The 13,739-nt window shown below is 19.0% G+C and carries 9 protein-coding genes; 3 read left to right on the top strand and 6 right to left on the bottom strand.

Translation table 11 applies throughout. The features are described from left to right. Positions 1-3 precede the first annotated feature (3 nt). From yqeK to alaS, 5 genes are all read right to left on the bottom strand, one after another. Positions 4-573 carry a bis(5'-nucleosyl)-tetraphosphatase (symmetrical) YqeK gene (yqeK, locus tag V9D86_RS01160; protein ID WP_334330972.1) on the bottom strand — a complete coding sequence of 190 codons (570 nt, stop codon included), beginning with the start codon at positions 571-573 and terminating at the stop codon, positions 4-6. A gap of 30 nt (positions 574-603) precedes the next feature. Beyond that, the gene (locus tag V9D86_RS01155; RefSeq protein WP_334330971.1) at positions 604-1,161 is read right to left on the bottom strand and encodes a YqeG family HAD IIIA-type phosphatase; all 558 of its coding nucleotides are present in this window, start codon (positions 1,159-1,161) and stop codon (positions 604-606) included. Further along, positions 1,151-1,636 carry a transcription elongation factor GreA gene (gene greA / locus V9D86_RS01150; protein WP_334330970.1) on the bottom strand — a complete coding sequence of 162 codons (486 nt, stop codon included), beginning with the start codon at positions 1,634-1,636 and terminating at the stop codon, positions 1,151-1,153. The genes V9D86_RS01155 and greA overlap by 11 nt, the downstream gene beginning before the upstream one ends. A gap of 85 nt (positions 1,637-1,721) precedes the next feature. Beyond that, positions 1,722-2,162 (bottom strand): Holliday junction resolvase RuvX, encoded by a 441-nt coding sequence (gene ruvX / locus V9D86_RS01145; RefSeq protein ID WP_334330969.1) that lies wholly within the window; start codon positions 2,160-2,162, stop codon positions 1,722-1,724. Further along, entirely contained in the window at positions 2,159-4,753 is a 2,595-nt protein-coding gene (alaS, locus tag V9D86_RS01140) for an alanine--tRNA ligase (protein WP_334330968.1), read from the bottom strand. The genes ruvX and alaS overlap by 4 nt, the downstream gene beginning before the upstream one ends. A 209-nt stretch (positions 4,754-4,962) precedes the next feature. Between alaS and V9D86_RS01135 the strand changes: the two genes are divergently transcribed. Continuing rightward, positions 4,963-5,535 carry a lambda-exonuclease family protein gene (locus V9D86_RS01135; protein ID WP_334330967.1) on the top strand — a complete coding sequence of 191 codons (573 nt, stop codon included), beginning with the start codon at positions 4,963-4,965 and terminating at the stop codon, positions 5,533-5,535. Between the two features lie 1,314 nt (positions 5,536-6,849). Here the strand turns inward: V9D86_RS01135 and V9D86_RS01130 are convergent. Beyond that, positions 6,850-8,550 carry a DpnII family type II restriction endonuclease gene (locus V9D86_RS01130; protein WP_334330966.1) on the bottom strand — a complete coding sequence of 567 codons (1,701 nt, stop codon included), beginning with the start codon at positions 8,548-8,550 and terminating at the stop codon, positions 6,850-6,852. A gap of 2,391 nt (positions 8,551-10,941) precedes the next feature. Between V9D86_RS01130 and V9D86_RS01125 the strand changes: the two genes are divergently transcribed. Next, positions 10,942-11,790 (top strand): hypothetical protein, encoded by an 849-nt coding sequence (locus V9D86_RS01125; RefSeq protein WP_334330965.1) that lies wholly within the window; start codon positions 10,942-10,944, stop codon positions 11,788-11,790. Continuing rightward, positions 11,730-13,724 carry a S1 family peptidase gene (locus V9D86_RS01120; protein WP_334330964.1) on the top strand — a complete coding sequence of 665 codons (1,995 nt, stop codon included), beginning with the start codon at positions 11,730-11,732 and terminating at the stop codon, positions 13,722-13,724. Before V9D86_RS01125 ends, V9D86_RS01120 begins: the two co-directional genes overlap by 61 nt. Positions 13,725-13,739 lie beyond the last annotated feature (15 nt).

Here is a 13,739-nt window from a genome sequence, read left to right as displayed (position 1 = left end):
ATTTTATTTTTTTCTAATTTTATTTTTTAAAGTTGATAAAATTTCTTGTTGTTCTTTATGTATAATTTTCCCTTTTTTTTTATGAAAATTATAATTAAAATCTAAAAGTTCATAAACTGCTTGATTTAAATCAATAAAAGCTAACTTTCTAAAATAATCAACTTGTGTATAATTTCTCTGAGGTTCTATTTTATCACTTAATAAAATTATTTTATCTAATTTGTTCATAATTTTATGTCCCCAAACATGTTTTCTTAAAGCATTTAAAATTTTAATATCATCTATTTTAAATTCTTCTTGTAAAATAACTGCTGTACTAAAGGCGTGGTATATATGTGGAGTAAATTGATATTTTTTAATTATTTTAGGCGTTAAGTGAGATATATGAAATTCTAAAGGTTCGTTTTTAGTATAATCATGCCATAAAGCGGCCACTTGAGTTTGAAACATATTTTCTTTATAAAAACGTGATAATTTAATAGAAATGCGATGAACACCTAAAATATGGTTTAATCTTTTTTGATCATTTTGAAATTTTATCTTAACTTTTTTAATAATTTTTTCTATTAACATAAAAAAACATTTACCTTACTTTTAAAATTTTCAATAATTGGCAAATTTTTTCAATTTATTTTCATATATTTCATTTTTTTTTTTTTTTATTTTTTTTAAAATTATTCTTTCTATCCAAAAACGTTTAAATTTTGTGAATAAAAATTCTTTTTCTCTATTTATAGGCTTAACCAAAATTGTTTTAATTTTCATTTTGCTAGCACCCAAAACATCAGTTACTAATTGATCTCCAACCATTAAAACTTTATTAAATGGTAAATTAATTAATTCTAGTGCACGTTTAAATCCAAATACAGAAGGTTTTTTATAAAAAAAATTTAAATAAACATACAAAAAATCATTATTACAAATTTTTTTTAATTTTTTTTTAGAAGCATTAGAAAGAATAACAATTTGAAAATTTTTTTTAATTTTTTTTAAAAATTTTTTAGTAAAGTTGTTTAAATTATTATCTGAATAAGACATTAAAGTGTTATCCAAATCAAAAAATATACCTTTAAAACCTTGACTTAAAAATAAATCATAAGGAATTTTAAATATATTATCAAAGTAAAAATCAGGAATATATTGAGATAATTTACAATTCATTCTGTTCTACTTTCAAAATTTCTACTTGAAAATTTTTACCAGTTTCTGATTGAATTGTAATTTTTTCTCCAACTTGATGTCCTCTGATACCTTTACCTAAAGGACAGTCAATAGAAATTTTATTCAAAGAAGGATCTGTTTCTAAAATACCAACTAGGTGAAAACTTTTTTTTATATTGTTTTCTAAAAAATTTAATTCTACTATTTTACCAATATTAACTTCTTTATTTTTTAAACTTTTAATAATTTTAACATTTTTTAAAATAGTTTGAATTTCTAAAATATTATTTTCAATTAAAGCTTGTTCGTTTCTAGCAGCATCATAATCGGCATTTTCAGATAAATCACCTTGTTCTCTAGCTTCTTTTAAGGCTTTTAAATTTTCAATTCTTTTAATTTCTTTTAAATATTTTAATTTTTCTTTTAATTTTAATGCTCCAGATTGTGTTAATTCATAAATTTTTTTATCTTCCATTTTTTAAATCCTTTTTTTAAATTCTAAATTATAAATATGATTTTTTATATAACAAATTATATTTATTTTAATATTTATTATTATTTTAAATATTATTATTTTGATAATCTAAAAAATTTTGCAAAATAAACATAGCGGCAATTTCATCTTTTAGTTGTTTTATTTTTTTTTTATTTTTGTTATTATTTTTTAAAAATATTAAAGATTGTTTTGTAGATAAACGTTCATCCCATAAAATTATTTTTATATCAAATTTTAAATAATCTTCTAATCTTTTTTTAAAATTAATGCTTATTAATCCCTTAACTCCTAAATCGTTATTCATATGCTTAGGAAATCCTAGAATAATTGTTTTGATATTTTTTTGAATAATCAATATTTTTAAAGGTTTTAATAAATAATTATATTGGTGATTAGGGAAATTTAAAGTTTTAAAATTAATAGAAAAAATGCCTTTTTCAGAAATAGAAATACCTAAAGTTTTTTGACCTAAATCAAGACCTAAAAAAGGAGGAAAATAAATCATGATAAATTATTATTCCAATATTTTAAAACTGAGTTTAATTTATTTGTATGTTTAGTACTTCCTTGAGCAAATTTATTATTACCACCACCAAAACCTTCTGTTATTTGAGATATTTTTTTTATTATTTGCTCGGCGTTTAAAGTTTTACTTTTGCAAAGAAAAAAAATTTTATCATCTTGTAAATAACAAATTAATAATATTTCCATTTTAAATTTAATAAATAGATGTTCTAATAAATATTTAATTACTTCCATTTCCATCTTATCTTTTATTTTTAAAAACATTTTAGAAGTAATTTTTAATGGAATAAATTTTTTTATATTAGATAAAACATATTTTTTTTGATGTTCTAATAATTCTTTTTTAAAAAAAATAAAATTTTGTTGTAGATTTTTTAAATATAATTTATAATTTAAAATATCTTGAAAACTTTCTGTTATAATGATATCTTTCGGTATTAACAATTTAAAATTAGGTACAGACATTTTTTTTGCTTTTTTAATAATATTTTTTTTTTCATCTAAGTAATAATTAATTTTTTTATTTAAAATATTTATTGCATTCAAACCTACAGAAGCTTCTATTCTATAAATTCCTGAACTTATTAAATTACAAGATAAAATAATTATTTTTTTTAAATCTTGAGTATTTTTTGCATGTGTACCGGCGCATAATGTTATAGAATAATCATCCATTTGAACAACTCTTACTATTTTAGGATATTTTTTATATTTAAAATACTTTATATTGGGTATTTTTTTAGCATCAGAAAATAATATCTCTTTAATTATAATATTTGTTTTTTTTTTAATCCATTTATTAACTTGAGTTTCTAATTTAATAATGTCTTTGGGTTTAATTTTTTCATAATGATTAAAATCCCATCTTAATAAATTATTTCCTATGAAAGAACCTTTTTGTTCAACATGCTTGCCTAAAATTAATATAATAGCATCATGTAATAAATGAGTGGCAGTATGATGCAAAGATATTTGTTTTCTTATATTAACATCAATTTTAGCAATTACCTTTTGACCTTCATAAAATAAGTTACTTTGGATTTGATGTAATAATTGTCCATGATGTAAACGAATGATTTTTTTTACTGGTATATTGTTAATAAAACCTATATCATTAATCTGACCTCCCATATTAGGATAAAAAGGTGTTTGTTCTAAAATAATACCTTCTTCAAAAATTTTAATAACTTTAGTTTTAATTTCTGTAATATTATAACCAATAAAATCGCTTTTATCTGTAAAATTTAAGAATTTATCATTTTGTTTTTTAATATTTAATTTAAAATTTTGATTTAATTTTGATAAGTTTTTATGTGATTCTAGTTTTTTAATAAAACCATCATTATCTACAATAAAACCTTTTTTGTTACAATAATTTAAAATAATTTCTTTTGGAATTCCATAAGTATCGTATAATTTAAAATATTTATCTCCGCTTAAAAAATTATTTTTTATTAAATTGAAAATTTTTTCTTCAGAATTTTCAAGCATATCGAAAAATTTTTTTTCTTCTTTATAAATTATTTTTTCTAAAATACTTTGATATTCTTTTAATTTAGGATAAAAAAAATGATTTTGTTTTATAACTGTAGATATTAATTTATATAAAAAAGGTTCTTTAAAATTTAGATTTTTTCCTTTTTGAATTGCTCTTCTTAAAATTTTTTTTAACACATATCCTCTTCCATCATTGGCGAAAATAACTCCATCTCCAATAGCAAAAACTAAAGTTCGGATATGATCGGAGATAATTTTAAAATTTTCTTGATTTTGATATTTAATAGAACTTAAAGATGATATTTTTTGAATAATTGGTAAAAAAATATCTGTTTCAAAATTATTTTCAACATCTTGAGATATACAAGTTAATCTTTCTAAACCTGCACCAGTATCAATATTTTTACTTGGTAATTCTTGATAAATATTTTTTTTGTTCTTAGGGTTAAAATTATATTGTGAAAAAACAATATTCCAAATTTCAACAAAACGATTATTTTTTATATCTTTTTCTATTAATTCTTTACCTTTTGAGTGATATTTTGGACCTCGATCAAAAAATATTTCTGTACAAGGACCACAAGGGCCTTCACCTATATTCCAAAAATTGCTTTCTAAAGAAATCAAATTTTCGGGTTTAATATTTTTTTTTAACCATAAATCTAATGTTTCCGTATCTTTATGATAATAAGTAATATAAATTTTATTAGAATCCAACGCAAACCATTGTTTTGACATTAAAAGTTCATAAGCAAAATCGATAACTTCTTTTTTAAAATAATCACCGATTGAAAAATTACCCAACATTTCGAAAAATGTATGATGTGTAGACGTTTTTCCAACATTTTCAATATCGTTTGTTCTTAAACATTTTTGAATATTGACGATACGAGAATTAATAATAGGTAAAGAACCATTAAAATATTTTTTTAAAGGAGTAACTCCTGCATTAACCCATAATAAAGTTGGATCGTTTTCTGGTATCAATGAAAAAGAATTTTCTGGATAATGTCCTTTATTGATAAAAAATTTTAACCACATATTTTTAATTTCTAAAGAAGTCATTTTTTTCATTTAATTTTTTGCCTTATTTTTTTTAATTTTATTTATATTTTATATATCTATTAGAATTTAATTTTATCATTTTTTATTTATGTTATCAACTTTAAATATTTTTAATAATTATATTTTGTATTATATATTTTTATTTATAATTGATTTTTATTTTAAAATTAATGTTAGAATTATTAATAAAGAATATAAAATAAAAAAAGGTAAAAAAGATGGATAAAAAAGAAATTCAAAAAAATACTAAAGAATTTTATCATTATCGCAAAAATTATATTAATGCTTCAGAAATATCAACTATTATGGGTTTAAATCCATATGAAACTAAAGAAGAATTAATTAAAAAAAGATTATTGACTTCTAAATTTATTCAAAATGAAGCAATCGAACACGGTCGAAAAATGAAACCTAAAGCAAATTTATTTTTTAGTATCAAAATGAAAACAAATTATAAACCAATAACTTTAGTTAAGGATATTTTTTTCACAACTTTAGATGGTTATGATGAATCAAAAAAAAATTTATTAGGCATTAAATGTCCGTTTAGACCAGAAAATTTAGAATGGGAAAATTTTTTTAAAAAAAAAATAATTCAACCTTACTACTGGGCTCAAATACAATGTCAATTATATATTTCAGAAAGTAACTTAGGTTATTTTTTAGCATTTATTAATTCTGAAAAATTTCAATTTATAACTATTAAACCAGATGTAAAATTTATAAAAAATATTATTCAAGAAGGACAAAAATTTAAACAATTGTTGAATAAATATCAAAATAAATTTTAAAAAAAATAAATTTAATGAGTTTTTTTCATTTTTAAATTAATTATTTTTTTAAAATATTTTTTTATATTATTTATCTTAATTTGTTCATATTATTTTAAACTTGTATTGTTTCAAAACTTTAAACTTTTTAAAAAAAACAAAAAAATAAAAATGTTAAATGAATTAAATAATAAAATTGAAATTAAAGTTCCAGCATTTTTATTAAATCCAAAAAATAAAAATTTATATCATGAAATTTTGATATTTTGTGAAAAACTAATTGCTTATTATTACTAAAAAATTTAAAATACCTAGAATGTTCGAATTTGCATATTTATTCCAATAAGTTTATTTCATTTGAAATAAAACTTTAAAAAAATTGTGATAGATTAAGATTTTTTGGATTTTATCCCTATTTACTATGAGTTCTAGATACTTCCGTATAAGCAAGTTTCTAATCATACGGCGATTTTAAATTTCTATTTTATTAAGTTGTTTTAATTTCGATGAAAGTTTAAGAATAGTTATTTAATTCAATTGCAGATATCACATCCGCTTTCTTTCATCATCTGAAATTTAAAACGCTAAATTTAGTTCCTCTTTCACCCTGTAAAAGTAGTTACCCTTATTTCCTGGGTGGGAATATTAACTTAATTATTCCAAATTAATTTTTATTCCTACGATTACTATGATTCTTCTTTCTCCTTGAATCTATTACTGTAATAATGTTTTAACTACCGAAAGGCAGTGATTTTTATAAAAATCAAAGTTACTCAAAATTACTACCTAATATTTTTAAGCGATCTGATTCCTGGCTTAGGTAAATACAGTTTAGCTTGGTGAAATCAGAAAAAATTGGTAACTTAATTGTTAATTAAATTGATAATTTTAAATATTCTAAAAAAAATATTTAAATACTTCTGATTAAAGATTTTTCCTATTGTATCTTTAAGTTAAGATATTATCTGATTTTTAGGTCTTAAGTTCATTTTCGAATTTTTATATGCCTTAATATTTTCATTTTGCGAAATCATCTTGATTCAATAGTTTCTCCTCAATCCGCTTTAAATCTCTGTTGTAATCTTAAAGCTTTTCATTTTTAAGACCGAGAATATTTGATGTATTCTCATTATCAATACAATTGTAAATGGTTATTTTATAATTAATTTCGGTATTCTTTTGAACTTCCTTTTGGGATAAAAAAAAGAATCTTGAAATAAGAGTCTTGAATGTTTTGATTAAAATTAATTTTTTGGGTTAATTTTTGTTTTTTTTAAAAATAAAAAAATCTTTAAATTGAATAATTTAAGAGTAAACTTTATTTTTATAAATTATTTATAAAACAAAATTTGAATTATTTTTTAAAAATTTTTGAAAACGATGAATATTAAAAAAATTATTAGTTTCATTTAATATTTGATTAACTAAAATATTTGTTTTTTTTAGTCCTGGACCATCAATAATATAAATAAATTTATATTTTTTAAATTTATTAATAGTTCTGCTAAATTCTAACATACGATTTAATTCACTATTAATTTTAGAACCTGAAACATTGAAAAAACTACATTCCAAAAAATAAATAGTTTCATTTTTTTTGAAAATAAAATCTATTCTTTTAGTTTCGGTTAATTCTGCTTCTTTTAAGATATCTTTTAAATTTATTTCTTTTTTAAATTCAATTTTATTTTTTTTTAAAATATCTTCAATTAATTTAGGTAAAAATAATCCAGATTTGTTTTTTCTTGAGTTGGAACTTAATCCGATTAAAATGCCTAAAATATAACTTTCAATATTTTGTTGATATTGAGAATTCAAAAAAATTTTAGATAAAAGATTTGATTCTTTTATAAAATTTATAACAATATTTTTATTTTGGTGATCGAAAACAATTTCTTGATTTCGATTATTAAAATAAATAAACTTTTCTTTTCTCCAAAAACAATTATTAGCGATTAATATAGGTAAAAACTCGAAAGTGGCTGGGTTTTTCTCCCAACATAAATTTAATTTATTAAAAAATTCTTGTTCTGTTAAAGATTTAAGGTTATTCCATTTTTTAATAATTTCTTGATTTTTAACTATAAAATTATTAACTTTTTCCCAAGGGACATAATCTTTTAAATCATAAGAAGTATTTTTTAATTCTTTAAAAAATAATAAATGATCGATTTGTTTTTTTTGATTATGGCTTAATTCATAATTGGTGATAATTAATTCATCAGTATTATTTTTCCGATTGTCACTTTGAGAATTAATAAATCTATTAACCGGTATTTTTACAAAATAAAAAGCTTGATATAATTGATTAATTAATTGGGTATCATGATTAGTTAAAACCCATTTAACCCCCTTTAAATGGGCTTCTTGTAAACATTTAGCTAATTCTACTTGCTGGGTTTTATTAAAACCTTCGGCGTTATAACTATTAAAGGTTTTAGTATCGGAATCATAAGGCGGATCACAAAAAAGCAAATCATTTTTTTGAGTTTGCGAAATGATCTTTTGATAATCTTGCTTTAAAATTTCAATGTCATTATTTTTTAAAAAAGCAATCAGGGCTTGAAGATTAGTAGCATTAATAATATTCCCCAAGGTGATCTGATCTTGGCCATTGAAAGGCGTATTGAATTGATTTTTAGAATTAACGCGATAAAGTCCATTAAAACAAGTTTTATTAAGGAAAATAAACCGCGCGGTTTTATTAATATCATCGAATAAATTAATATCTTGTTGACGTAAATGATAATAAAAAGCTTTTTTTTCGGTATTTAAAGCTTTAACATATTTTTTCAATAACTTAATCACCTGGACCGATTGATCTTTTAAAGTTTTCCAAGCGGTGATTAATTCTTCATTAATATCCGATATCATAGCTTTTTGAGGTAATAAATTTAAAAAAACACTGCCACCACCTAAAAATGGTTCAAAATATGTTTCATATTCGATATTCATAATAATATTTAAAAACGGTAATAATTGTTTTTTTCCTCCTGCCCATTTAACAAAAGGTTTGATGCTCGCTGTTTTTTTCATTTTATTTAATTCCTACTATCATAGTTTTGATTATTCATTAAATGATATCATAAATATTTTATATCATAAATAGTTAAAATATATTGATAATTTTGGTATTTTTGGATTAATATTGATATTTTATTTTTCTATTTTTGTTATTTTTATTAAAAAAATATTTGTTTTAAATGTCTATAAATCAATTATTTGATTTTACTTAATTTTTTTAAATAAGTGTTTTTTTCTAATTATTCTTTGAATTTTGTTAAAAGTTCTAAGTATTTTTTTGGGATTTTCTGTTTTTTAATACAACTTTCATGTTAAAATTATTCTTTAAAACTCAAAATTAAATTAATAATTTTCTATCTTTTCAAACTCAGAAAATATTTTTTTCGTACTAATAAGTGTCTAAACTTTTTATGATAATTCTTTAGTTTCGAAAGATATTTTTTTAAATATTTGAGTCTTATTACTATATATTTAGGTGAAAAAAGTTAAAAAGTTTTAAACAAACTGTCAAGAAATTTATTTTTGTAATTACTGGTGTTGCTGGGGTTGCAACTGAAAAATTAGTGGATGTAGTAGTTGATATTTTAGAACAAAAAACTGGATGCCTTAGAGGAAGCCAGTCAAGTAATTAACTGGGTAGAAAATAAAATTATTGTTATTACTGATATAGTTGATGATATTTCAGTAGTTCGTGATTTAGCAAGAGGAGGTTTAGAAGTTTGAGAAACTTTCGGAAAAACAACTAGTTATCCTGTTAATGTTTTTAATGAATTAGGTAAAAATGTTTTTAATCAAAATAATTATAAAGAAGTAGAAAATCCTTTCGATGTAGCTGAAAATATTGGTAAAGGTACCGCATTAACTTTTGAAAGTATTGGTAAAGCAACATTTAATACAGTTAAATATATTGGTTACGGTACTAAAGACACTATTTTTAAACTTTCCTGTTGCTTATTTTAAAAAAATATTTTTAAATTATAAAAAAATATCAAGAAAGGAGGCGATTATTATTCAATACAAACAAATAATTAAAAATACAATCGCTTTTTTTATTTTAAGTTTTATTTTTTTTATTGTTTTACTAGAATTAAAAAAAAAATTATTTTTTAAGAAAATTTTTTAATTTATTTGGGTTTACTGTTTTAGCTATAATTATAAAGTTATTAATTTCAATTTTTCATCCCTCTATAAATCAAAACCCGATTTATAATAAAATTAATTATATATTAATTCATTTTGCAGTTATTATGGTTATGTTTAGCGATAATATATATTTTTTGTGAAATTTTTGGCTGTTTTTAGTGTTACTATGTAAAATTATTTCAATTATTAGGAATTTTTCGTTTTTTAGAAAATGATTTTAATAAAACTATTAATTCTCATAAATATTTTCCGATTAGTATAAGGTATTCTGAAAAATCAAAAGAAAAAACTCAAAAACCACAATCAATTAAAAAGGATTAATAAAAAATATTAAATAACTCGTAAACTGAGAGTCATTTTTTTTAAACAACTTCAACTTTATTATCGCTAATTTTTAAACTTTAAAAATTCTTTAATAAAATTTTACCTATGTCAATTTTAAGTGTTTTAAAAATTATATTTTTTTTTAATTTTTTAAAAAATCAATTAATTTGACTTTGATTTTTTTCTGGTTTATTAATCCATAAGAAATTAAATTTAAAAATTCCAGCAAAGAAAAATAACTTTCTAAAAAAAATAATTAATTTAGTTTTAATAAAAATTTTACAAAATATTTTTTTTAGTTATTATTCAATTAAATTTAATAAACGATTTTTATTTTATTTTTGTTTTTAACGGTTTCATTTTTCTGGCCCACTACAAAAAAAATTATACAGGGTAATTGGATTCAAGAAAAAAAACAGAAATTAGAGTTATCATTATTATACTTATTTTTTTTATATATAATAATTACTATTTTAAATATATTTTATTTAATTTTTATTAGTAATTAATTAAATAAAGTTAATTATTAAAATTAAATTTTTTATTTTTTATTTATTTTTTGTTTGTAGTTGATTATTTTTTTATTTATATTTTTTTAATTTTATAATATTTAAATAAAATTTCTTTATTTTTTAATATTTTTGAAATTTTTTATTGATATAATTATTATAAATTAAGTTTTTTAAATTATTTTTGATATTATTTTTTATTATTTATTAGAAATTTTTAAAAAATATTTTTAATAAATATTTAATGCTATAATAATGTTATAATAAAAATATTTTTTTGATTATAATTTATTATATTTTGTTAATAAAAATATTTTTAATTATTTAATTTTATAATTTTATTTTAAAAATTAATTTTAAATAAGTTAGATTTTTAATATTTTTGATAATATTATTGTTTATAAATTTAAAATAGAAAGTTTTTCAGATGAAACAAAATTATAAAAAAATTAATTTAAATTATTTATTTTTTATTAATTTATTATTTTTATTATTTTTTTATGTTATTATTGCGAAATATTATGTTTTTTCAGTAATAAAAGAAAATGATGAAAAAAAAAATTATATAGATCAAAATTATTTAAATTTTAATAAACAAAAATCTGATAAATTAGAAAATATAAAAAAAGATTTATTAAGTATTGATAAATATCCTTTAAGTTTAATTTTTGGTAAAAAAAAATTAGAATCTAAAAATAAAATAGATAAATTTGAATATTATTTAATTTCATTGAATATAATTAATGATGAAAATTTTAAAGAAATAACATCTAAGTTAAATCACTTTGGAATTTATTTTTATTCTTTTGTTTCTCAAGAAAAATATAATTGTTTTTATTTTAAAAAAAATACTTATGAAAAAGGTGACATATTGTATTCTTTTTCGAAAGATAATTTTTCGAAAAATATTTTATATAAAGAAGGAATAATTAGTTGTTTGATGGAACAAATTGGTTTTTATGTTTATACAAAAGGTAAAGAAAATAAATTTTTTTTTAATGAAAAAGGTGAATTTGTTGGTTTTAATAAAAAACAAACACTTTTAGAAAGAGATAACAAAAATTTTAAATTTTTAAATTTAGTTTTTAATGTAGATTTCATTTTGCTTTTTTTACCTCAGGAAATACTTTTAAATATTGATAAATCTTCAGATATTAAAATTAACGACACAAACAATAATTCAAATAATTTTTTTATAAAAAAAAAGATTTTTTTTTGTCTAAAGAATCTGATTTATCTAAGATTACTGTTTCTGTTAATTATACAAATATTTTGAATGATGATCAAATTAGCGTATTAGGAACTGGTATTATTTTTAAATATCGAAAAATAAAAGATACAGAATATGAATATTATGTTTTAACAAATCGACATGTTGTTATTGATATGAATAATGAAAATGAACAAAATGTTAAAAATAAAATCTTTCATATAAAAAATGAATTTTTTTCTCCCGAAATAGAAGCTAATATACATTTTTATATTGATAATAATCATGAATATGATGATTTAGCAGTTTTAAAGTTTAGATATCGAAATAATTTTGTAAAAACATTAACAGATATTAATAAAATTATTGATAATCTTGATTTTGATAAAAATTTATCCAATGATTTTATTATAGGTAGTCCTGTTTATGTTCTTTGTTCACAAATGAAAGAAATTAATTATGATGAATATAGAATTTTTTTTAACTTATTAAAAAAAGGAGTTATTTCTTCTTTTTTTGAAAAGGAGATTATTTTTGATATAACTATAGAACCTGGAAATAGTGGAAGTCCTCTTTTTGATTATAAAGGTTCTTTGATTGGCATTAATAAATCTTCTAGTAAACCAAATAATTTATCGCAAGCTATTAATATAAATTATGTTAAATCACAAATTAAAAATATTATGGATTTAAAATCTCATAATAATGATAAAATATCATTTTTAAATCCTAGAGATCCTGATATAATTTTAGATACTAAAAAAAAAATTATGAATTTTAAAAATAATATATCAAACAACATTGAAGATAAATTATTGATTTCTTTAGAAAATATTGTTGCAGCTAATATAAAAGAGTTTGTTTTACCTCGAAGTAATAATATTTTGAATTATGATAATAATTTAGTTAAATTTACTATTCAAGGTTTTAATGAATCGTCTAATTTTATTGAATATGATCCGAAAATAGAAGAATTAGCTATTTTTTTCGATAGTAAAAATAAAGAAGAATTGAAATATAAAATTATCACAGAAAAAACTAATTTTAAAAATTCATTTATTTCTAGAAACACACATATTTTTTTATCAAATGATAATGCCGAAGATAAAGTATTTTTTATTTTAGAAAATAAATTTAATAAAAATAATTTAAATTTATCTACAAATATTAAAAATGATATTGTTGATAATAAGCATTTACAAGAAGTTTCGCAAAAAAAAATCAGTCAAAATATTATTAATAGTTTAGTTTTAATTGAAAATTATGATGATAGTGTAGGTATTATTATTGATAAAAAGAAAATAAATACATTGACTAAAGAAACTTATTTTGTTTATTCTGTTTTAATTAAAAAAAATATTTATTCTGAATTTGAAAAAAATTTACAAAAAATTAAATATTTTTTATCTTCTAAATTAAAATTAAAATTAAAAATTAATAATGATTTTTTTGAAGAATCAAGTTATCTCGATAGTTATTTTTTTAACCAAAATAATAATATTTTTTTAGGTTTAATTAAATTTAATTCTAAAAATAACTATCCTCATGTTTCTATTAATGAAAATGAATTAATGTTAGGTGAAAATATATATTTAGTTAATAATTTTGATAATAAAAATCTTTCTTCATATTTAATAAAAAGTAATTTATCTTTTTATAATTTAAATGATAAAGTTGAACAAAATAATATTTTTGTTATAGATTTGCCTTTTGAACAACCTAAAATGAAACATTTTTTTGAAACTAAATTAAATAATTTTTTGTTTTTTTTTGATCATAAAGGAAGATTAATTAGTATTAATAATGATTTAAATTTTTTGTCTGATAAATTACCTTTTTTTACAAAAGTTAATTTTTCATTTAAAAATATAATTTTGAAATTTGAACAAAATAAAATATTAAAACAAAATTTATTTTTATTGCTATATTTGTTTTTAAATTTTTTAATTTTTTATTTACAAAAGAATTATTTATGTACTTTTTTTGTTTTTAAGATTTAATAAAATAATTTTAAA

This window comes from Candidatus Phytoplasma prunorum (assembly GCF_036924415.2).
Taxonomy (GTDB): Bacteria; Bacillota_I; Bacilli_A; order Acholeplasmatales; family Acholeplasmataceae; genus Phytoplasma; species Phytoplasma prunorum.
Note: the sequence above shows the minus strand (reverse complement) of the source record. Positions and strands in the feature narration are given on the sequence as shown.

Bases quoted from the DNA above. Each gene is read 5' to 3' on its own strand.
- yqeK (WP_334330972.1), bottom strand. From the start codon at position 573: ATGTTAATAGAAAAAATTATTAAAAAAGTTAAGATAAAATTTCAAAAT.
- V9D86_RS01155 (WP_334330971.1), bottom strand. From the start codon at position 1,161: ATGAATTGTAAATTATCTCAATATATTCCTGATTTTTACTTTGATAAT.
- greA (WP_334330970.1), bottom strand. From the start codon at position 1,636: ATGGAAGATAAAAAAATTTATGAATTAACACAATCTGGAGCATTAAAA.
- ruvX (WP_334330969.1), bottom strand. From the start codon at position 2,162: ATGATTTATTTTCCTCCTTTTTTAGGTCTTGATTTAGGTCAAAAAACT.
- alaS (WP_334330968.1), bottom strand. From the start codon at position 4,753: ATGAAAAAAATGACTTCTTTAGAAATTAAAAATATGTGGTTAAAATTT.
- V9D86_RS01135 (WP_334330967.1), top strand. From the start codon at position 4,963: ATGGATAAAAAAGAAATTCAAAAAAATACTAAAGAATTTTATCATTAT.
- V9D86_RS01130 (WP_334330966.1), bottom strand. From the start codon at position 8,550: ATGAAAAAAACAGCGAGCATCAAACCTTTTGTTAAATGGGCAGGAGGA.
- V9D86_RS01125 (WP_334330965.1), top strand. From the start codon at position 10,942: ATGAAACAAAATTATAAAAAAATTAATTTAAATTATTTATTTTTTATT.